Below are 21,208 nucleotides of genomic sequence, written 5' to 3' on the forward strand. Positions count from 1 at the left end.
ATGCTATTTACTGTTCTGTCAGGATTAATAACATCGAGCCTTATTGTTCCATTTGGTCGGTTCCTAAAAACCAGATGGGGTATTATTCTCGCATTCTTACCGGTACTTCTATTTTTATACTTTGCACAATATATTGTACCTATTGGTCAAGGCTCCTATTTCGTGCAATCAACACCCTGGGTGCCCTCCTTAGGCATCAATCTGGATTTTAAATTAGATGGACTATCGCTACTTTTCGCCTTATTGATTACCGGGATCGGAGCTTGCATCTTTTTCTACGCGAATGCCTATCTCAAAGGTCATCGGTATATCGACCGTTTCTTTGGCTACCTCTGCCTTTTTATGTCGGCTATGCTGGGGCTTGTCCTGTCGGACAATATGCTGTTGCTCTTCATCTTTTGGGAACTAACCTCGATCAGCTCATTTTTTCTCATTGGATTTAACAATGACAAAAATGATTCGCGCAAAAGCGCATTAACCGCACTAGCCATTACTGGTTTGGGTGGTTTTTTTCTACTGGCAGGTTTTATTTTGCTGGGTAATATCGCGGGTACCTACCATATTACCGCACTCATCGACAAAGTATCCCTCATTCAGCAACATCCACTATTTCCCCTCGTCTTTGGCCTCATAGCACTTGGAGCAATTACGAAATCAGCACAATTCCCTTTCCATTTTTGGTTACCCGGAGCCATGAAGGCGCCAACGCCAGTGTCGGCCTACTTACACTCGGCAACGATGGTTAAGGCAGGAATCTATCTTTTGGCCCGTTTTTCACCAATACTTGGGGGCAACCCAATCTGGCTGTATTCCCTCATGGCCATTGGTGGTTTCACGATGTTGTATGCCGCATTCCATTCGCTTTTCAGAACAGACCTCAAGGGTGTACTCGCCTATTCAACCATATCCGCCCTCGGTATTTTAGTATTCTTGTTGGGACTAGGCACCAAGGATGCCGTTATCGCAGCAAGTGTCTTTATACTCGTACATGCCCTATATAAAGCCGCATTATTCTTGATTACGGGGATTATAGACCATGAAACGGGAACGCGGGATCTTACCATCTTACGGGGGCTACGTAAGGTATTAATGCCTGTCGCTATAGCAGGTTTCCTAGCGGCACTTTCCAGTGCCGGTATTCCACTTACATTTGGGTTTATTGGAAAGGATCTGATTTATGAGGCAACACTACATGCCACACCTGATTTATTTCTCTATTTGACAGTCGCTGCAGTAGCAACAAATATACTCCTGGTCTCTGCTGGATTTATGGCCGGCATCAAACCTTTTATGGGTAAGCTACCCGAGCAATTTCATGAAATCCACCTACCTTATAAAGCCCTATGGATCCCACCTTTACTTTTAGCCGTCCTCGGTGTTGTTTTTGGCTGTGTCCCCGGACTTATCGGCGACTGGATTGCAGGGCCGACTGCGGTAAGCATACTTGCAAAACCGGAAACTTTTCACCTGAAAATCTGGCATGGCTTCAATTTAGTCCTGCTATTAAGCGCTATTACAATTGCCGCGGGTACCTTACTTTATTTCGCAAACAGACCCAGTGCTAAAAAATTGGCTTGGATTGCAAATTTCAATAAGATTTCGCCTGAATATATCATCCAGTTATGTGCGCAGGAAATTGTTTTATTCTCGGCCTTCTTCACCAACAAAATGCACAACGGCTATTTGCGTTCGTATCTGTTGAAAATTATTTTATTTGCCGAATTATTGATCGCCTACCAACTATACCTGGGTGGGCCACTCCATATCAAATGGGAAACCCTATCTCCGGTGAGTTTCTACGAAGTCACTACAGTCTGCATTTTGATTGGTGCCATTGTACTCACCATCCGCACCTCGTCCCGATTAACAGCTGTAGTAGCCACCAGTGTTGTAGGTTATGCTATATGTCTTATTTTCGTGTTTTACAGTGCTCCAGATCTAGCGATGACACAGTTTACCATCGATACCCTCACTGTGGTACTCTTCGTATTGGTACTCTTTAAACTACCTTCTTTCCTGAACCTGGCCAACCGGCGCACCATCATTCGTGACGCCATTGTCGCTATCGTTTTTGGAATTTTGCTTTCCATGGTCGCACTTCGAGTTCTGCATGAACCAACAACGACAAATATCAGTGATTTCTATGGCGATTATGCCTATGTGCTTGCTAAAGGAAAAAATGTCGTCAATGTAATACTTGTCGATTTCAGAGGTTTTGACACCATGTTTGAAATTGTGGTATTGAGTATCGCTGCATTGGGGGTATATAGCTTATTAAAATTACGTTTAAAGTCCTCTGATAAAGAATAATGATAGATAAAGTTTATGCATAAATGAGCGGACAACTCATTGCTAAATAATAACAAATGAACAGTACAATATTACAGACCGCTACGCGGTATTTATTACCAATACTTTTACTTTTCTCGGTATTCCTTCTACTCCGGGGGCATTATTATCCGGGCGGAGGCTTCGTCGGAGGCCTAGTTGCTTCAATTGCCTTTGTTCTGCATAGTTTTGCCTTTGGCCCGCAAAATACCATGAAATTGATTCAATACAAGCCCCTGTCGCTCATCCCCATCGGACTGGGAATTTCGGCCATCAGTATGTTCCTACCTGCATTTTTTGGTTATCCCGTCATGACCGGTCTTTGGCTGGAAGAGAAAATTCCCGTCATCGGGATGATAGGAACCGCCTTATTTTTTGACCTTGGTGTATACTTTGTTGTCATTGGCGTCGTCCTGACGATTTTATTTACAATTGCTTTAACGACTGAAGAAGAAGAATAATAATGGAACTGATACTCGTACTCTTGATCGGCATCCTTTATGCTGCCGGAATATACCTCATCCTGCGTCGAAGCATGGTGAAATTGTTGCTGGGTATTATGTTACTGGGCAATGGTACCAATATATTGATCTTCTTATTGGGAAATATTATTAAAGGTAAACCACCCATCATAGGTCCCGATTTGAAGGTATTCACCGATATTTATGCGGACCCGATTCCGCAAGCCCTTATTTTAACGGCCATCGTGATCAGCTTTGGCCTGACCTCCTTTGCCATCGTTTTACTCAAGCGTGTATATGCATTGCTGGGTACAGATGATCTGGATGATTTGAACACCCCTGAGGAAGAAGATATATGATAGACAACCACATTATTGCCACGATTATCGTGCATTTATTTATTGCTATTGTCCAACTGATGTTGTGGCGCAAATCCACTGCACAACGGTTTTTGAGCGTTGGTGGAAGTTTGCTCGCACTTATTCTTGCCTTTAAACTATTCTTCAAGGTTTATGACGGTGGTATTTTGACCATGAATGCGGCCAATTGGAAAGCTCCGTTTGGGATTGTCTTTGTTGCCGACCTATTCAGCAGTACCCTTGTTCTCCTGACTTCAATAGCAGGTCTGGCGGTCTCCATCTTTTCCTGTGTCGGTGTGGGACGCCAGCGCATCTTATACGGCTATTTCCCGATCTTTCACTTTTTGATGATGGGACTAAACGGCGCGTTTCTGACAGGTGACATCTTCAACCTGTACGTATGGTTTGAAGTCATTATTATTTCCTCTTTTGTACTCATGACCTTAGGGGGTAGAAAATCCCAATTGGAGGGAGCTGTAAAATATATGGCCATGAATATCCTGGCTTCCACGTTTTTCCTAACCGGCATAGGCATACTTTATGGTATTTCAGGTTCTTTAAACATGGCCGACTTGGCCCTGCGCATCCCCAAAATACAAAATCAGGCATTAGTAGAAATTACAGCCACATTTTTCCTGATCGGTTTTGGCATCAAATCCGCCGTTTTTCCACTCTATTTCTGGTTACCCTCTTCTTACCATACGCCGCCTTCAGCCGTAGCAGCGACATTTGGAGGCTTGTTGACCAAGGTTGGGATTTACGCCTTGTTCAGGGTCTTTTCACTATTATTTATTCCCAATCATTTTACCAAGGAGCTTCTTATCGTACTGGCCATATTGACCATCCTGACGGGCGCTTTTGGTGCATTGATCAAGACCAATATCCGAAGGTTATTTTCCTATTTGATCGTTTGCCATATTGGTTTTATGATTGGCGGTTTGGGCTTATATAGCAAATGGGCCTTATTGGGGGCAGTATTCTATCTGATCCATGATATTATGGTCAAAACGAATTTATTCCTCATCGCCGGTGTTATACGACAACTCCGTGGTACCATGGATATGAATAAACTGGGCGGACTTTATGCACAATACCCAAAGATCTCATTGCTTTTTGCCATTGTTCTTTTTTCACTGGTGGGCATCCCGCCACTCTCGGGCTTCTGGCCTAAAATCTATCTATTCAAAGATGCATTTCATTTGGAAAAGTATGCATTCGCGGGAGCCCTGATTATTGGCAGTTTTATCACTTTGTTTGTCATCGCCAAAATGTGGGCACAGGTATTCTGGAAAGATGCACCTGACCCTGAAATCATTGAGGATAAATTTGCAGGCATGATTGGCTATAAAAGAACAATGCTCATACTTCCTGTCGTTATTTTGGCATCAGCGTCCCTGTATATCGGACTCAACGCCGAATCGATTATCCATGTCGCCGATGAGATTGCTACACAGTTATTGGACACATCACCTTACATAAACGCTGTATTAGGAGGGCAGAAATGATATGATTAAACAGTTTTTAATGAACCTTATGTTATCCTTCATTTGGGTCGCACTAACGGGATCGATGTACTACACCAACTTCCTATTCGGCTTTATGTTGGGATTTGGTATCCTCTGGTTGATGAACAGGAATGAGGTAGATCAACGCTATTTTTATCGGGTACCCAAAACATTGAGTTTTATTCTTTTTTTCTTGTGGGAAATGATTGTCGCCAATGTGCAGGTAGCCTACGACGTGATAACACCCAAATTTTTTATCAAACCGGCGATTGTCAAATATCCCATGGATGCAAAAACCGATTTGGAAATAAACCTGCTTTCAACCTTTATCTCCTTGACACCCGGCACACTTATCCTTGACGTAAGTGAAGATAAAAAAACGCTCTTTATTCACGTCATGTATATGAAAAGCAAAGAACAGTTTGTTTCTACCCTTAAAAATAATGTTGAACGAAGACTTTTAGAACTCTTAAGATGACTTTAAATAGCTATTTTGATTATGTGATCCTTCCGATCTTGACTATTTCAGTCATACTGGCGTTTATCCGGCTGTATAAAGGTCCCCAAATATTTGATCGTGTGATTGCCCTCGATCTCATTATCACCATCGGAATTGGCATTATTACCGTTTATAGTATACGAACGTCGCAGGAAGTGTTTTTAGACATTGCCATGATCTTAGCGCTTATCGCATTTCTTGGCACGATCGCATTTTCATTTTATTTAGAAAAACAAAGCAAAGATGATTGATATTACTTTAGCCATACTCAGTACCATCGGGGCATTGGCCATACTATTTGCGTCTATTGGCATCTTGCGGATGCCCGATTTTTATTTACGTCTTTCGGTTACGGTAAAGGCAGCAACGCTGGGTGTGGGACTTTTACTCATCTGTGCGGCCATGACCTTCCCGGATGTATCCGTAACAACCAAGGCTATAGCCATTGGATTTTTTCTGATCCTAACGGCTCCGGTTGCCGCACACATGATTGGCAGAGCTGCTTATATACAGCGGGTGAAAACATGGAAGGGAACCACCTTAAATGACCTTGAAAAGGAAGGTAAATTAGATTGTCGAAAGGAAGATTTTTAAGAAAAGCTATACAGTTATTCCTAAAAATCTTCTTGTCTTTAGAACTTCTTGTCCTGATTAAAAGATAATACAAACAGGAGCAGGTACAGCAATTTCTTTCCCGGTATCTGTCAACAAGCCTGTTTTAGTATCCCGGCTAAACAAAACAATGTTGTTGGTATATTGATTGGCGATCAAAAGATATTTCCCATCCGGAGAAAGGTTGAAATTGCGCGGTCCTTTACCTTTTACTGAAAGATTGGCAATTTTCTTCAATTCCCCATCTTTCTCTACCGAAAAAGTAGCTATCGTATTGGCATCGCCACGGTTGGTCGCATATAGAAACTTTCCATCAGCAGAGATCTTAATATCAGCGCCACCATTACTTCCTTTAAAACCTTCCGGGTTAATATCAAAAGTACTTTGATACATCCACGCATCACCATCTTTCTTATACGATGCAATTTGACCGGTCATTTCCAGGACGACATACAGGAATTTTTCTTTCTTATCAAACACAATATGACGTGGTCCTCCTCCAGCTGGCGTAAAGACATCTTCCGATTCATCAGCAAGGCTATAGACGTTTCCCGCTTTATTCACCGGATAAATAGAAATCTCATCCAAACCAAGATCTTGGACGTATAACTTATCCCCTTTATTCGAGAAAAAAGTAGAATGTACATGTGGCTTTTCTTGGCGTACAGGATCCACCCCCTTACCCTCGTGTTGTATTAAGCGTGCTCTTTTACTTAAAACACCATTACTTTCTAAATCAAACAGCGCCGCAGAGCCGCCCGTATAATTTGCCACGGCAAGCAAGCTACCCTTCGGATGTACTTCAACAAAACAAGGCGACTCTCCTCCAGAAGGAAGTGAGTTGAGAAAAGTTAAATGACCGTCCTTAAAAGAATAAGCCGAAACGGCCCCCTCTTGATTTGGAACCTCATTAACGGCATAAATAAAGTTATTATTTCGCGCTAAAAAGGATGGATCTTTACTCTCTTGTGTGCTCAACAAAGTTGTTTCACCAGTTTTAACATCAAAATTATAAATATAGATACCCTTGCTCGCAGTTTTGCTCGTATATGTTCCCACAAACATGGGAATCTGTTGCGCAAAACTAGCCAGAGGTAAAATCGTCATCAAATAAATAAATGCTTTTTTCATTGTAATTATTTTATAAATATAGCTACTCCTGTGTTGAATGAGACCGTTACATCAAGTTTGTTTCTAAATTATGCGAGATCCCGCTCAAATTTCCCCATTCATTCCGCAGTGTGAGGATCTAAAACCCCGCCATTTTATAGGCGTAAATATCGTCAATAGACTTGTTAAATTTGGTTAAAACCGTCCTTTCTAATAGGCAAATGCGTATTTTAGCACATCAATTTTAACAATTCCAAAATCACCCATTTAAAATAGTGGGAATACAAAAATATTGTTAAATAAAAGTACGAATAATTCATATAATCTGATAATTTTGTGCTGTTGTTCAAAAAAGTATATATTGGACACAATTACTACGCATACCGCCAAGGCAGCGTGAATACTTGTGACAAAAGAATAAATGATGAACAAATAACCGAGTGAAATGATTTCATTTATACAAATGAAGAACGCTCATAATTACATAAATAATTTATACGGATGAAAAAAAACATTTATATATTGTTTTTATTGCTGTTTGCATCAATTCAGGCCAGTCTTGCGCAACGTCAAGTTATTGATCGCGTTGTCGCAACGGTTGGATCGGGCATTATCTTACAGTCCGACGTGGATATGCAATATTCTCAATGGTTAGCGCAAGGGAATAAACCAGATGAAAACTATAAAGATGGTATATTGGAACAGTTAATTGTCCAAAAATTATTATCTCAACAAGCCGTAATTGACTCTATTGATGTAACTGAGACCGAAGTTGATGACAACCTCAATGCGCGCCTGCGCCACATGTCCCAACAGGCTGGAGGGCAAGAACGCCTTGAAAAATTCCTCAACCGCTCCTTATTGCAATACAAAGAAGAAATGCGCCCGAGTGTTTTCGAGCAATTAAAAGCGCAGAAAATGAGACAAAACATCGTTTCCAAAATAGATGTAACACCGTTGGAGGTAAAGCGTTATTTTGAAGGCTTGAATAAAGATAGTCTTCCTTACTTCAATACCGAGGTAGAAATTGGTGAAATTGTCATGATGCCCAAATTGACCGATGCAGAGAAAAAGGAACAGCGCGAGAAGATTGAAGGTATCCGCAAACAGATTGTAGATGGCTCCGACTTTGGTACAATGGCTCGTATATACTCTCAAGATCCCGGATCTGCCCCCTATGGTGGTGATTTGGGTTTTGGTACACGTGACAATTACGTCAAAGAATTCTCTGCCATGGCTTTTAAATTAAAACCGGGAGAAATATCACCTATTGTCGAATCCAAATATGGCTTTCATATTATTCAGGTACTGGAAAGACGCGGTGAAGAGGTACACACACGCCATATCCTGATGAAGATCAATCCTGGCCCTGCAGCATTAGAACGAACAAAAAATAAATTGGACAGTATCTATAAATTGGTCGTTGATAAAAAAATGGATTTCTATCATGCCGCCACAAACTATTCTGATGCGGAGGAGAGTAAATTCAATGGTGGTATGATCCTAAATCAAGAGGGCTCAAGCCGCACAACCGTAATTCCTATGGATGGCTTGGAGAAATCAGTATTTACAGCGATCGATCCGCTAAAACCGGGAGAATACTCCAAACCAGAGCAATTTACAGACAAAATGGGCGATGTTGGTTACCGTTTCAATTACTTGAAAACACGTATCCCACCGCATAAAGCAAATTTGGACGAAGATTTCACAAAGATCAAAGAAGCCGCCGTTCAGGACAAAACCAATCGTAACCTGAGCAAATGGTTCGATGATAAATTGAAGACCACCTACATCAATATCAGTGATGACTTTGGTCACAGTGAAGGATTGAAAAAATGGAAGAAACAATAAGTGAACAACACTTAATCTATAAAAAAGGGCTTGAATATGTATTCAAGCCCTTTTTTATAGTACAATCGTCTTATTATTTTTCAAACATCATTTCGATCAAAATATTCCAGTTCGCTTTCTTCACATCATCCTTCGCCAATTCGCTCAGCTGCCAGATACGAATATAATTATACTTCACCACCTTATCCTTTTGTCGCACCGTTGCCGTTCCCTTGGTATAGGCAAAATCGCCACTATACGAACGTTTTACTTCTTCGGGGATTGTTTCTATCGTCATCCGTTGTTTTTTGAGATAAGCCATCATTTTTGCCTTTCCTTCCATCGGACTTGTCCAAGGGAACAAAAACCGGACGTCTTCGCTTAAAAACTCCTTATAAGCAGTTGGATTGTCAGCTTTCAAAACAGTTGACATCAATTTGTCCGTCTCCAAGACAATATCTTCACGCTGGTTTAAGCGTACTTTAGAGCGATGCTTCAGATACCACGAGTCGGTAGGTTCGATATATTCAAGATCAAACTCCCCGTCATTCCCGTTGTTTTCAACTTCGGCACGAATATCGACGAGCCATTTACCCTTTTTATTGCGTTTCCATACGGTCAGGTATTCTCCATGACGCAATCGAGCACCTACTTTCTGAAAGTCCATAGACCCCGAAGTTACACCAAACTCCTGACTTTTAGCAATCAACGCAAACGTGGGCTGCCAATTTAAAACATCGGGAATATTTGGTCTATTATTCAGATAGTTATACGCATTTACTGCTGAAGGGACATAAAACGTAGATTCCTTATCTATGATCGAAAGGAACGCCTGGTGCGGTGTAGACGCTTTCGCCAATGCAGCAGCATCCTTATCGGCCTGCAATAGGCTTCCAACTTTCTCAGGTATCTGCGCATATAGTGTTGTACCAGCAACACTCATCAATGCGACGACGGACAGCCTATTCCAAAAATTCATATGCAAAATGATCTTTCTTTTAAAGGTCATACGGAATAACCATTGGTTTCCACGATAACGTGTTTTTCCAATCAGAACATTCCATTCTATTCCTCTTTTATAAATTCGATTTCTTATCTATCAAATCTTATTCCAAAGTGTTCCTTCTTTGCTATCTTTCAATTGAATTCCAATAGAATTAAGCTCATCGCGAATACGGTCTGAGGTGACGAAGTCTTTATTTGCTTTGGCTTCATTACGTAGTTTAATGACCAGATTCATCACCTCATTGATATCATCTGATACGGAAGTCTGATCGTTTCTAAGGCCTAGGATTTCCTCAACAAATTCTTTCATGAATAGTTTAAGCCCTTCCAATCCTTCAGCTGTTACTTTCGCCTTACCGTCATAAATCGAGTTGATGATACGTACAATTTCAAACAATTCGGCAATGAGTACAGGGCTATTAAAGTCGTCATCCATAGCAGCGTAACATTTGCGGCGAATTTCAGCTAAATTGAATGAATCAGCCCCTTTCGATACCTTCAACTTGTCTAAAAGACCGATCGCAGTCATGAGCCTTTTGTACCCCTTGTCAGCTGCATCCAATGCTTCATTGGAGAAATCCAATGTACTTCTATAATGCGCCTGTAACATAAAGAAGCGTACGGCCATCGGTGAATAACCTCTATTCAATAGTGGATGATTTCCAGTGAATAGCTCGCCCGGTAAAAATCCATTTCCTGCAGATTTGGACATACGCGCACCGTTTACAGTCAACATATTCGTGTGCATCCAATATTTGGCTGGGCTCGTATGGTTACATGCTTCAGACTGTGCAATTTCATTGGTATGATGCGTTGCTGCCAAATCCATTCCACCACCATGAATATCAAACTGATCGCCTAAGTACTTTCTGCTCATGGCCGAACATTCGATATGCCAGCCCGGAAAGCCAACACTCCAAGGTGCAGGCCAACGCATAATCGTTTCAGGTTTTGCTTTGATCCACAAGGCAAAATCCAAACGCCCTTTTTTCTCGTCCTGACCACTCAATTCACGGGTATTATTGAGCATATCCTCCAATTTACGATTGGTCAAAATTGTATAATCGTATGTTTCAACGTATTTTTCAACATCAAAATAGACCGTACCGTTTCGCTCATAGGCATAGCCATTTTCGATAATCTGTTCGATCATTTCGATCTGCTCAGAAATATGTCCTGTCGCAGTAGGCTCAATACTGGGCGGCAAGGTATTGAAAAGACGCAATACATCATGAAAACCTATCGTATACTTTTGAACGATTTCCATCGGTTCCAACTGTTCCAATTTTGCTTTCTTTGCAAATTTGTCATCCCCTTCATCACGATCGCCTTCCAAGTGCCCTGCATCTGTAATATTGCGCACATAACGTACTTTATAACCAAGATGACGCAAGTATCTAAAAATCAAATCAAAAGACACAAACGTCCGACAGTTTCCCAAATGCACATCACTGTACACGGTGGGGCCACAGACATACATACCAACGAGATTGGGATGAATAGGTTCGAATTTTTCTTTTGTTCGCGAAAGCGTATTGTATAAATAGAGATTATGGTCCATGTTTAATCGCTGCTTGGAAATCTATTTTTGTCTGAAATATATTTGAATTGGGACACCTGTAAAGTCAAAGTTCTCACGCAATTTGTTTTCAATAAAACGTTTGTATGGATCTTTGATGTATTGTGGCAGATTACAGAAGAAAGCAAACATCGGTGTCCGTCCTGGCAACTGTGTTGCATATTTAATTTTGATGTATTTACCCTTTAAGGATGGCGGTGGATAATTCTCGATAATATCCAACATCACTTCATTCAACTTGGAGGTAGGGATCTTTTTTGTCTTATTAACATAGACCTTGTCGGCAACTTCCAACACCTTAAGAACACGTTGTTTTTCGGTTACGGAAGTAAAGATAATAGGCACATCTGTGAACGGTGCTATTTTCTCTTTGATGCGATCTTCGAAAGCCTTCATTGTTTTGTTGTCCTTTTCGATCAAATCCCACTTATTGACAACAATGACAATACCTTTACGGTTCTTCTCCGCCAAGTTGAAAATATTAACGTCCTGCGCTTCTAATCCATCCTGTGCGTCAAGCATTAAAATTGTCACATCAGAATCCTCCAATGCTTTGATGGTACGCATCACCGAATAGAACTCAATATCTTCATTTACTTTGGACTTACGACGAAGACCTGCAGTATCGATCAATAAAAAGTTATGTCCATATTGATTGTAATGTATACGGATTGAATCACGCGTTGTCCCTGCCATTGGCGTTACAATATTGCGATCTTTGCCGATCAATGCGTTTGTCAAAGACGATTTACCCACATTCGGGCGGCCCACGATGGTATATTTTGGTAAGGATTCTTCTTCTTCCTCTTCCACTTCAAAATGAGAAACAACAGCATCCAACAACTCACCTGTACCGGATCCTGTAGCCGATGAGATGTTGAAGACCTCACCTAAACCAAAAGCATAAAACTCTGCCGATTCATGGTGCAATTTCGCGTGATCGACTTTATTCGCCACAACATACACAGGTTTAGAGCTTCTTCTTAGAATATCAGCGATTTCATCATCCAAGTCGGTAATGCCGGTGGTGACATCCACCATGAATATAACGACCGAAGCTTCTTCAATAGCGATATAAACCTGATCACGAATAGCCTCTTCAAAGACATCATCCGAACCATGTACAAAACCACCTGTATCAATTACTGTAAATTTCTTTCCGATCCACTCGGCTGTTTCATAATGACGGTCGCGCGTCACCCCGCTAAAGTCATCAACAATCGCTTTTCTACTTTCTGTAAGACGATTGAATAAGGTAGATTTACCAACATTTGGACGACCAACAATTGCAACAATATTTGCCATATTTATTTTATTTGATCCACCCACTATCACAGCAGATGGCACTTTTATGCTAAAAATATACTTAAGGGAACAAAGATACGGATTCGAAAGGGATTATCGCGACACAAAAACAAAAATGGCTTTACCGTGAAGTAAAGCCATTTATAGGGTTTAAATGATCAATATTACCTAGTTAGACGTTGGATTCTGCGTCAATTTGCCCGGATATGAATTGATCGCATCCTGTGGAATAAAATAAGTCACTCTAAAATCTGTCGGTACAATATCCTCAAATTGTTTTTGTGGCCCTGGATAGGTACGGTTTAATGGGTCTCCATTACGGAACACATCGTAGCTGCGCTCAGCCTGATAAGCCAATTCCAACTGACGCTCTTTGTCGATCAGTTTACTTGCATTGGTAGCATCAATTGAGGTATATCCACCATTAACAATAGAACGATTTCTAATGGTATTTAAATCATTTAATGCAGCGCCATAGTTACCTAATTTTGCATTAGCTTCGGCACGGTTTAAATAAATTTCACCCAAGCGGCTGATGACAGGCGAGTGCAATTGTGACTCCTCGCCTTCACGTGAGCATTTCACAATATAAAACTGTGGATAAGCACGGTTTAAGGAAATATAGTAGTCAATCATACCAGTGTATGTTTTACCATCTGCATAGGCAATTTTATAAGTTTGCTGCGCAGCATTGACAGCGGTCAATGTATAGACATGATCACCATCTTTACAAGTCACGGTATTACCGTTTATGGTAGCAGGAGCCTGCACATAGCTTAGTGTAACCGGATCGCCTGCTTTTTTGGGTACATCCTGTTTAATAAACCGAAAAACAGTTGTGTATTTTCCCGCATCATCTTTTGAATATGTAGGTTCAATAAATGCTGCGCGTGCGTCGACAATGGTATAATGATCAGGTCTCCAATCATTGCGACCAGTTTCATTCAATAAATCAATGTACTTGGCACTGGAATACATCTCACCCCAGCCCATACCACCGATATTGGAGTACATACCACCAATACCATAATAGTGATCATCACCTGAAAATTCAGAAGCGACACGTTTCACCGCAAAGATGGTCTCCTTGTTATCTTCTGGTCTAAATGTATTGTATTTCATGAATTGCTCACGGCCCAACAGGACATATTTACCTGAGTTAATCACTTTATCCGCATATTCTACAGCAAGGCGCGCATATTCCGCATTTGGATTTTTATACGTACCACTCATATACAGATATATACGGGAAAGCATCGCTTGCGCCGCACCCTTAGACGCATATGCTGCCCCTTTATCAAGGGTCATTAAAGCTTCTGCTTTCTTCAGATCACTGATCGCTTGCGCATAAGTATCTTTTACAGACGCACGATCGGGCAAGTTCAAATCATTAAAAACATCTTCAGGTGTACCATTGACGATCGGAACGCCTAAGTTTGTTTCTGGACTTTGGTAGTATGGCTTGCCGAATGCGCGACAAAGGTAAAAGTACATCATCCCGCGGATGTAATAACATTCACCTATTTTATTATCCATTTCTGGACTCTGACCTTCCGCAAACATCTTAATCAGGTTCGACGATTGAGCGATCGCTTTATAACCGCTATCCCAAAAATTCTGCAAACGGTAATTATTCGGTGTCCTTGCATAGGAGATAAATTCATAAAATGCATCTGTCGATGAACCACGGATCATCATATTATCACCGGCGTATTCACCAAGACGGTGCATCGGATCAGACCAAGCTTTTAACTGCGCATAAGTACCTGTTACCATGGCATCAGGATTACTTGCAATATTCTCTTCGTCCATCGAAGTATAAGGAAGACGATCGATATCGCAGGAGGATACTGCTGCTGCGATTAAAAGTCCAATTAATATCTTTTTCATTGTTGATTTTCTAAACGTTAAAATTAAAATGTCACACTTGCGCCGAACATGTATTTACGAACCATTGGATATACAGAAACGCCTGTAGATCTGATCATTTGACCGCCCCCGCCTTTACCATCTGGCTCAGTCAAAGGAAGCTCCGGATCAACACCCGAGTAGTTTGTAATCGTAAACAAATTCTCTCCAGCTAAGAATACACGTAAATTTTTGATGTTATACTTTTTCAGGTCGAAGTTGTAACCCAAAGTCAACGATCTCATTTTTAGAAAATTGTTACTTTCCAAGAAGCGTGTTGACGGCGAATTACCTTTATCTTGGTTATCGTACCTTGCTATCGGATGAGTAGCAACATCACCAGGTTTTTCCCAACGGCTCCAACCATCCTGTAATTTCATCTGATTACGATCCGTATAGGTTCCATCTGAATCAAATTCCTGACGCGAATAATTATATAATTTACCACCTAATGAGAAACCGAACACCGCATTCAGGTCAAACTGCTTATAACTTAAAGCCGTACTGAAACCGCCGAAAAGATCTGGATTTCCTTTTCCTACATTACGGAAAGTTGCATTGGAATAGTTCGATGTCGTTGTCCTTGTTTCATTGCCATTCGCATCTGTTTCGTATCGATACCACATGGGCAAACCATTATCCACGTTAACACCAGCCCATTCTTTCAAGTAATAGGTATCTACCGGAAAACCAGGCTGCAGCAAACGTTGCGCCGATCCGGCGATTCCTGATCCGTCCCCTGCGATAATTGGTTTTGAAACAAGATTACCGTTGGCATCTTTTGTCGCAAATAGCTCGGTCAATTTATTCACATTGTGACTTAAATTAACATCCAAACTCCAATGTACATTGTCATTGCGAACGATATCACCGCCGATGGTCAGTTCAATCCCCCGGTTTTGCATCTTACCAATATTTTTCCAGATAGAAGTAACACCCGTCAGACCACTGATCGGCACTTGATAAAGTACATTATCGGTCTTTTTGTCGTAATAATCAACATTGAATCGCAATCTATTCTTAAATAAGGCAGCATCAACCCCAAAACCTGTTGTGTATGTTTTTTCCCAGGTTAGATCTTTATTACCGATTTGACTAATTAATGCTCCTGGTATACCATTATAACTAGACGATGCAGACACAGAGTAAAGACTATATTGCGGATACAACGAACTTGGTCTATTACCTACCGATCCGTAAGCCGCTCGCAGTTTTAAATTATCTACCCAATCAGCCTTGAACCACTCTTCCTTATTGATATTCCAACCACCACTAACGGAAAAGAAGTTTCCATATTTTGCATTGGTACCAAAATTGGATGCTCCATCGCGACGGAACGACACCTGTGCCAGATATTTATTATCGTATGCATAGTTTGCATTCGACAAGAATGACTGTACTGCCCATTCGGAAATTCCGCCTTTCGTACGTTCTGGCTTTGCAACAACATCCAATACCTCAAAACCATTGACAATACCTGTTCCGTATGCATCTAAAGTTTTGGTCCAGTAGTCGTTAAATTCGTATGCAGCCAATCCATTCAGGCTATGTTTATCCCAGGTCTTGTTGAAACGCAAGATTTGGTTGGTATAACGGCGCGCAAACTCCATCCGATAATCCGTTACACGGCCAATTACGCTTTCACCGCTATTTGATCGCGGATCTTGATAACCACTATCAGAATAACTATTGTAACGATAATTGTTGACAGAAGAAAATGTCAACCAATCTGTTAATTTGATATCGAAATCTAAGTTACCCATAAATTCATAATTGGTATTGGCACTATGATTCCATTGCAAGTCATACAAGTAATTCGTGCTTGCGTTGTTGACCCAGCCACTATAACGGTGTGGCACCAAATTTCCATTTGCATCGTAAGGACTATCCCAAGGCAGGTTCCCATACATGGCATTGACATCATATTGACGATCATCTACTGCGCGTCTCGATCCGGCAATAGATGGCTTGATGGTCAGCCAGTCGAAAGGTTTATAGTTGGTACGTAATCTAAAGTTATAACGATCGTAATCATACCCTTTTACAGCACCGGCTTCGTTGTAGTAACCTAAAGACAAATAAGACTGTAATTTATCATTTCCACCCTGAATGGATAAATTGTGGTTTTGGACAAACCCGGTCTTCGTTGCTAGCTTCCACCAATCGAAGTTACTGTTGCGTAACTCAGTGTTCCAGCGTGGAAATTTAATTTTATCTTGATTGGAGAATGACGCAAAGTAGTCATAAAGTTCAGCACCATCCATCATTTCCATGTGTCCATTGGAAAGCTGATTGATACCCATTTTCGTAGAAAAGCTAATGCTTGTTTTGGAAGCCGAAGGATTTTTTGTTGTAACGACAACGACACCATTTGCACCTTGAGAACCATAAATAGATGTTGAGGCAGCATCTTTTAGGATAGTCAATGATTCAATGTCATCTGGATTGATATCACCTGGGCTTGAGCCAACGATAACACCATCAATAACCCACAACGGGCTCGTCGTACCACTTAAGGTTGCCTGGCCACGAATCACAACACCACCATTTGATCCTGGTTTACCAGCTCCTGGTGCAACATATACTCCGGCAGCCTTACCATTCAGCATATTCTCAACCGACGGCGTAGTGACATCACGTAATTTGTTTCCTTTAACAGCCTGAAGGGCACCGGTCAAACTTTCTTTTTTCTGTTGTGTTCCATACCCAACGACAACAACTTCCTGGAGTGCTTCGCTATTGGACTCCAGATTGATGTTAACAACCGGTCCTGTCACCGTCACTTCTTGTGTTTTGTAACCAACACTCGTAACGACCAGCACATCACCATTTTTAGCATCTATCGTAAACCGTCCATCTACTCCTGCAGATGTCGATTTAGCGCTCCCTTTAACACTAATGGTTGCTCCAGCCAATGGGCCGTCTGTAGACTGCACTTTTCCATTCACTTTTTGTTGATAAACTGCGTCATTCAACAAAATATTGTTGTTTGGAAACGTAAGACCATTAGCATTAGCCGAGTTGTGTGTACTTGTAATGAGTAAAGCTAATGATAACAGACTCAACTTGTGATTGTCGAGAATCTTTGAAATCATAATATTTAATAGTTAGTTTAAAAATTGATTAGCGTGCTAATCAAAATTTAGGTACATGAATGCTAAAACTAAAGGATGATGACAGTATATCAAAATTTAGTAGCAACGAAATCGATTGCGCCAATTAAACAAACGATTGCATAAACACACATTTTACAATGCAATCCACTATCAAAAAATTAGAACGATTAGGTTAACAGCAAAAGGTAGTTTTTTAACAACCTGAGGACAATCGATAAAGAGAAAGTTAGCAGCGTAGGCAACAAGGTAATCCTGAAAAACAGGTGGTATTATAGCGTAATTTAGCGCACAAAAAAAGCCAAGATATTCAACTCGGCTTTTTTCTTTTAGTAGCGGGGACCAGACTCGAACTAGTGACCTTCGGGTTATGAGCCCGACGAGCTACCAACTGCTCCACCCCGCAATGTATTTGAAATGTCTTGAAAAGAACCGATCATTGCAATCGGCTCTTTCTTTAGTAGCGGGGACCAGACTCGAACTAGTGACCTTCGGGTTATGAGCCCGACGAGCTACCAACTGCTCCACCCCGCAATGTATTTTAAATGTCTTGAAAAGAACCGATCATTGCAACCGGCTCTTTCTTTTAGTAGCGGGGACCAGACTCGAACTAGTGACCTTCGGGTTATGAGCCCGACGAGCTACCAACTGCTCCACCCCGCAATATATTTTTGAACAAAATTGCTTTTTTCTTTTGAAAAAACAAGATTATGATCCTTCCGAATTGGAGTACAAAGATATATTTTGTTTCTTTGTAATCCTAATAAAATTTAGAAAAATGTCACATAAAGCAGGATTCGTAAGTATCATCGGAAAGCCAAATGCTGGTAAGTCCACCCTAATGAACGCTTTAGTGGGTGAAAAAATGTCTATCATTACACCCAAAGCGCAAACGACAAGACACCGCATTATCGGTATTGTAAACGATGAAAACCATCAAATTGTGTTTTCGGACACCCCCGGTGTTATCAAACCAAACTATTCTTTGCAAGAATCGATGATGAATTTTGTCCAAGGTTCGTTGATCGATGCAGACATTATTTTATTTGTGACAGATATCCACGAAAAATACGATGAGAACGATGTACTGGAGAAATTACGTAAAACAAATTCCCCTGTTGCCGTGCTGATCAACAAAATTGATAAATCTTCGGAAGAAGAGGTCAAGGCTAAGATTGAATTTTGGCAGGAAAAATTAAATCCAGATACCGTTTTTGCGATTTCAGCAAAATTAAATCATAATGTTGCCGCCGTGATGCACTACATCAAGGACAAGTTACCAATTCACGAAGCCTATTATGAGAAAGATGAACTAACGGATAAGTCCATGCGCTTCTTCGTCTCTGAGATGATCCGTGAAAAAGTATTCAAACTATACGATAAGGAAATCCCCTACAGTACAGAGGTAATCGTCACATCATACAAAGAAGAAGCAAATATCACACGTATTGCTGCCGAAATTATTGTAGAGCGCGATTCTCAAAAAAATATTATCATCGGAAAAGCAGGCGCCATGATCAAAAAAGTCGGCACCTATGCACGCCAGGATATTGAAGAGTTTATCGGCGGAAAAGTATTCCTCGAACTTTTTGTTAAGGTGATTCCTGATTGGAGAAGTAAAAAGAACTACCTTAAACGTTTCGGTTACGATGATTAATTCGCTTTGAAAAGTTCGTACGGAGACCTTTTATACCGACCTCTACTGCGCGAACTGTTCTTACTCGAAATTTTTACGTTGCAAAATATTCACGAAGTGCTTTAATCTGTTTCAGATTAAGCACTTTTTTTAGCTCTTCATCGGAGGCTTCCTTCACTTTTTTCACCGATTTAAATTCAGTTAATACTTTCTCAACCGTTGTTTTACCAATACCCGGAACGTTTTCCAGCTCTGAAACGAAGGTTTTCCGGCTCCGTTGATTCCTGTGGAAGGTGATTCCGAAGCGGTGTGCTTCATCCCGGAGATGTTGAATGACCTTGAGGGTTTCAGATTTTTTATCCAAATAAAGTGGATATTGATCACCTGGATAGAAAAGCTCCTCCAGTCTTTTGGCAATACCGATGACCGTTACTTTCCGTTCTATCCCCAACAAGCGCAGACTCTTTAAGGCCGCGCCTAGCTGCCCCTTTCCCCCATCGATGATGATCAATTGCGGCAAAGGCTGATCTTCATCCAATAATCGCCTATAGCGTCTAAAAACAGCCTCCTCCATCGTAGCAAAATCATTGGGTCCCTCCACGGTTTTCACATTAAAGTGGCGGTAATCTTTCTTTGAAGGTTTTGCATCCTTAAAGACAACAATAGCCGATACGGGATAATTACCCTGAATATTCGAGTTATCGAAACATTCAATATGTTGTGGGAGCACATTCATGCGCAGATCTTTTTGCATCTGCTTTAAGATGCGCTCCGTCCGAATATCCGGATTAAGCTTTTCATATTGCAGTAGACGCTCTTTTCTAAAAAATGCGACGTTCTTTTGGGAAAGTTCCAGCAATTTTTTCTTTTCCCCCAACTTCGGGATGGTAAATCGAATCCGTTCGTTCTCTTCAATATCCAATTCAAAAGGTACGATAATTTCCCGCGAAAGGCTTTTGAAGCGCTCCCGGATCTCTGGTATGGCCAAGGCCAAAAGCTCCTGTTCGCTCTCGTCCAAACGCCGTTTCATTTCGAGGGTCTGTGTCTGAATAATAACCCCATTCATAACTTTCAAATAATTGACAAAAGCGTACCCCTCGTCTGAAGCAATACTAAATACATCCACATTGGTAATGGAGGAGTTGACCACCGTCGACTTGCTCTGGTAATTGTCCAGCTTATCCAGCTTGGCCTTCATTAACTGCGCTCTTTCAAAATCCAAAGCCGCAGCTGCTGCACCAATACTTTCCTTTAAACGATTGGTCACCACAGCAATCTTTCCGTTCAGAATATCCTTGATATCACTCAGGTTCTGATCGTAGTCGTCTTCTGACTGATACCCTTCGCAGGGCCCCTTACAATTTCCGATTTGATATTCAAGACAGATCTTAAACTTGCCTTTCCGTATGTTTTCCTGTGTGAGGGCCAAATTGCAGGTACGGAGGGGAAATAATTCACGGATCAGATCCAATACAATATGCATCATCCCCACCGAAGGATAGGGGCCATAATAACGAGACCCATCCTTGATATATTGTCTGGTCCAAAAAACCCGCGGAAAAGGTTCGTTCTTGATGACAATCCATGGATAGGTTTTATCATCCTTCAACAGAACGTTATACTTGGGCTTGTGTTTTTTGATCAATGAATTCTCAAGCAACCAAGCATCAATCTCCGTGTCAACTATAGTAAAAGATATACGGTTGATTTTGCGAACCAAAACACGGGTTTTGCCATTCAGCTGATTTTCATTCACGAAATACGAACCGACCCGATTACGCAGATCCTTCGCTTTACCGATATAGATCAGCTCACTATTTTTATCAAAATACTGATAGACTCCCGGTCGATGTGGTATCTTTTTTAATTCTTCTCTATAATCAAATACGTCCATTACGTTCCAATATCAAACATGTTCAGCAAAAAGGCCAGACAACAAATCTCGAAAAAATTTATTA

The 21,208-nt window shown here is 41.1% G+C and carries 16 protein-coding genes and 3 tRNA genes; 9 read left to right on the forward strand and 10 right to left on the reverse strand.

Annotated elements, in window-relative coordinates:
• The 7 genes from AAW12_RS02390 to mnhG are packed head-to-tail and all read left to right on the forward strand — an operon-like array spanning window position 1 to window position 5,746.
• Window positions 1–2,310 (forward strand): putative monovalent cation/H+ antiporter subunit A, encoded by a 2,310-nt coding sequence (locus AAW12_RS02390; protein WP_046671607.1) that lies wholly within the window; start codon window positions 1–3, stop codon window positions 2,308–2,310.
• Between the two features lie 56 nt (window positions 2,311–2,366).
• Complete coding sequence (locus tag AAW12_RS02395; protein ID WP_046671608.1) at window positions 2,367–2,789, forward strand: Na+/H+ antiporter subunit B; 423 nt, start codon at window positions 2,367–2,369, stop codon at window positions 2,787–2,789.
• A 2-nt stretch (window positions 2,790–2,791) separates the two neighbouring features.
• Complete coding sequence (locus AAW12_RS02400) at window positions 2,792–3,148, forward strand: Na+/H+ antiporter subunit C (RefSeq protein ID WP_046671609.1); 357 nt, start codon at window positions 2,792–2,794, stop codon at window positions 3,146–3,148.
• On the forward strand, window positions 3,145–4,653 hold the full coding sequence (locus AAW12_RS02405) for a proton-conducting transporter membrane subunit (RefSeq protein ID WP_046671610.1): 1,509 nt from the start codon (window positions 3,145–3,147) through the stop codon (window positions 4,651–4,653). The genes AAW12_RS02400 and AAW12_RS02405 overlap by 4 nt, the downstream gene beginning before the upstream one ends.
• 19 nt (window positions 4,654–4,672) lie before the next feature.
• Window positions 4,673–5,131, forward strand: coding sequence for a Na+/H+ antiporter subunit E (locus AAW12_RS02410; protein WP_227550155.1), 459 nt, complete (start codon window positions 4,673–4,675; stop codon window positions 5,129–5,131).
• A complete protein-coding gene (locus AAW12_RS02415) occupies window positions 5,128–5,403 on the forward strand; it encodes a monovalent cation/H+ antiporter complex subunit F (protein ID WP_046671612.1) in 276 nt (91 codons plus the stop codon). Before AAW12_RS02410 ends, AAW12_RS02415 begins: the two co-directional genes overlap by 4 nt.
• A complete protein-coding gene (gene mnhG / locus AAW12_RS02420) occupies window positions 5,396–5,746 on the forward strand; it encodes a monovalent cation/H(+) antiporter subunit G (protein WP_046671613.1) in 351 nt (116 codons plus the stop codon). The genes AAW12_RS02415 and mnhG overlap by 8 nt, the downstream gene beginning before the upstream one ends.
• Window positions 5,747–5,803: 57 nt before the next feature.
• Here the strand turns inward: mnhG and AAW12_RS02425 are convergent, their stop codons facing one another.
• Entirely contained in the window at window positions 5,804–6,895 is a 1,092-nt protein-coding gene (locus tag AAW12_RS02425) for a lactonase family protein (protein ID WP_046671614.1), read from the reverse strand.
• Between the two features lie 480 nt (window positions 6,896–7,375).
• Here AAW12_RS02425 and AAW12_RS02430 point away from each other — a divergent pair, with 480 nt between their 5' ends.
• Window positions 7,376–8,725, forward strand: coding sequence for a peptidylprolyl isomerase (locus AAW12_RS02430; RefSeq protein ID WP_046672023.1), 1,350 nt, complete (start codon window positions 7,376–7,378; stop codon window positions 8,723–8,725).
• Window positions 8,726–8,798: 73 nt separating this feature from the next.
• On the opposite strand, the gene AAW12_RS02435 is transcribed toward AAW12_RS02430, so the two are convergent.
• The 8 genes from AAW12_RS02435 to AAW12_RS02475 form a co-directional block, all read right to left on the reverse strand.
• Window positions 8,799–9,683, reverse strand: coding sequence for a DUF4440 domain-containing protein (locus AAW12_RS02435; RefSeq protein ID WP_046672024.1), 885 nt, complete (start codon window positions 9,681–9,683; stop codon window positions 8,799–8,801).
• 120 nt (window positions 9,684–9,803) lie between these two features.
• Window positions 9,804–11,270 (reverse strand): cysteine--tRNA ligase, encoded by a 1,467-nt coding sequence (cysS, locus tag AAW12_RS02440; RefSeq protein WP_046672025.1) that lies wholly within the window; start codon window positions 11,268–11,270, stop codon window positions 9,804–9,806.
• 21 nt (window positions 11,271–11,291) lie between these two features.
• A complete protein-coding gene (der, locus tag AAW12_RS02445; protein WP_046672054.1) occupies window positions 11,292–12,593 on the reverse strand; it encodes a ribosome biogenesis GTPase Der in 1,302 nt (433 codons plus the stop codon).
• 168 nt (window positions 12,594–12,761) lie between these two features.
• A complete protein-coding gene (locus AAW12_RS02450) occupies window positions 12,762–14,483 on the reverse strand; it encodes a RagB/SusD family nutrient uptake outer membrane protein (RefSeq protein ID WP_046672026.1) in 1,722 nt (573 codons plus the stop codon).
• Window positions 14,484–14,506: 23 nt separating this feature from the next.
• The gene (locus AAW12_RS02455; RefSeq protein ID WP_084823050.1) at window positions 14,507–17,596 is read right to left on the reverse strand and encodes a SusC/RagA family TonB-linked outer membrane protein; all 3,090 of its coding nucleotides are present in this window, start codon (window positions 17,594–17,596) and stop codon (window positions 14,507–14,509) included.
• Window positions 17,597–17,947: 351 nt separating this feature from the next.
• Window positions 17,948–18,020, reverse strand: a tRNA-Met gene (locus tag AAW12_RS02465).
• A 55-nt stretch (window positions 18,021–18,075) separates the two neighbouring features.
• Window positions 18,076–18,148 (reverse strand) — tRNA-Met (locus AAW12_RS02470).
• Window positions 18,149–18,204: 56 nt separating this feature from the next.
• Window positions 18,205–18,277: transfer RNA gene (locus tag AAW12_RS02475), tRNA-Met, on the reverse strand.
• A gap of 115 nt (window positions 18,278–18,392) precedes the next feature.
• On the opposite strand from AAW12_RS02475, the gene era reads away from it, so the two are divergent.
• Entirely contained in the window at window positions 18,393–19,271 is an 879-nt protein-coding gene (gene era, locus AAW12_RS02480; RefSeq protein ID WP_046672056.1) for a GTPase Era, read from the forward strand.
• 73 nt (window positions 19,272–19,344) lie between these two features.
• Here the strand turns inward: era and uvrC are convergent, their stop codons facing one another.
• Window positions 19,345–21,144 carry an excinuclease ABC subunit UvrC gene (gene uvrC / locus AAW12_RS02485; RefSeq protein ID WP_046672028.1) on the reverse strand — a complete coding sequence of 600 codons (1,800 nt, stop codon included), beginning with the start codon at window positions 21,142–21,144 and terminating at the stop codon, window positions 19,345–19,347.
• Window positions 21,145–21,208: the final 64 nt, after the last annotated feature.

This window comes from Sphingobacterium sp. Ag1, from assembly GCF_000988325.1.
Taxonomy (GTDB): Bacteria; Bacteroidota; Bacteroidia; order Sphingobacteriales; family Sphingobacteriaceae; genus Sphingobacterium.

What these genes read in the sequence shown, in the direction of transcription:
- AAW12_RS02390 (WP_046671607.1), top strand. Translation starts at nt 1, where the DNA reads ATGCTATTTACTGTTCTGTCAGGATTAATAACATCGAGCCTTATTGTT.
- AAW12_RS02395 (WP_046671608.1), top strand. Translation starts at nt 2,367, where the DNA reads ATGAACAGTACAATATTACAGACCGCTACGCGGTATTTATTACCAATA.
- AAW12_RS02400 (WP_046671609.1), top strand. Translation starts at nt 2,792, where the DNA reads ATGGAACTGATACTCGTACTCTTGATCGGCATCCTTTATGCTGCCGGA.
- AAW12_RS02405 (WP_046671610.1), top strand. Translation starts at nt 3,145, where the DNA reads ATGATAGACAACCACATTATTGCCACGATTATCGTGCATTTATTTATT.
- AAW12_RS02410 (WP_227550155.1), top strand. Translation starts at nt 4,673, where the DNA reads ATGAACCTTATGTTATCCTTCATTTGGGTCGCACTAACGGGATCGATG.
- AAW12_RS02415 (WP_046671612.1), top strand. Translation starts at nt 5,128, where the DNA reads ATGACTTTAAATAGCTATTTTGATTATGTGATCCTTCCGATCTTGACT.
- mnhG (WP_046671613.1), top strand. Translation starts at nt 5,396, where the DNA reads ATGATTGATATTACTTTAGCCATACTCAGTACCATCGGGGCATTGGCC.
- AAW12_RS02425 (WP_046671614.1), bottom strand. Translation starts at nt 6,895, where the DNA reads ATGAAAAAAGCATTTATTTATTTGATGACGATTTTACCTCTGGCTAGT.
- AAW12_RS02430 (WP_046672023.1), top strand. Translation starts at nt 7,376, where the DNA reads ATGAAAAAAAACATTTATATATTGTTTTTATTGCTGTTTGCATCAATT.
- AAW12_RS02435 (WP_046672024.1), bottom strand. Translation starts at nt 9,683, where the DNA reads ATGAATTTTTGGAATAGGCTGTCCGTCGTCGCATTGATGAGTGTTGCT.
- cysS (WP_046672025.1), bottom strand. Translation starts at nt 11,270, where the DNA reads ATGGACCATAATCTCTATTTATACAATACGCTTTCGCGAACAAAAGAA.
- der (WP_046672054.1), bottom strand. Translation starts at nt 12,593, where the DNA reads ATGGCAAATATTGTTGCAATTGTTGGTCGTCCAAATGTTGGTAAATCT.
- AAW12_RS02450 (WP_046672026.1), bottom strand. Translation starts at nt 14,483, where the DNA reads ATGAAAAAGATATTAATTGGACTTTTAATCGCAGCAGCAGTATCCTCC.
- AAW12_RS02455 (WP_084823050.1), bottom strand. Translation starts at nt 17,596, where the DNA reads ATGATTTCAAAGATTCTCGACAATCACAAGTTGAGTCTGTTATCATTA.
- era (WP_046672056.1), top strand. Translation starts at nt 18,393, where the DNA reads ATGTCACATAAAGCAGGATTCGTAAGTATCATCGGAAAGCCAAATGCT.
- uvrC (WP_046672028.1), bottom strand. Translation starts at nt 21,144, where the DNA reads ATGGACGTATTTGATTATAGAGAAGAATTAAAAAAGATACCACATCGA.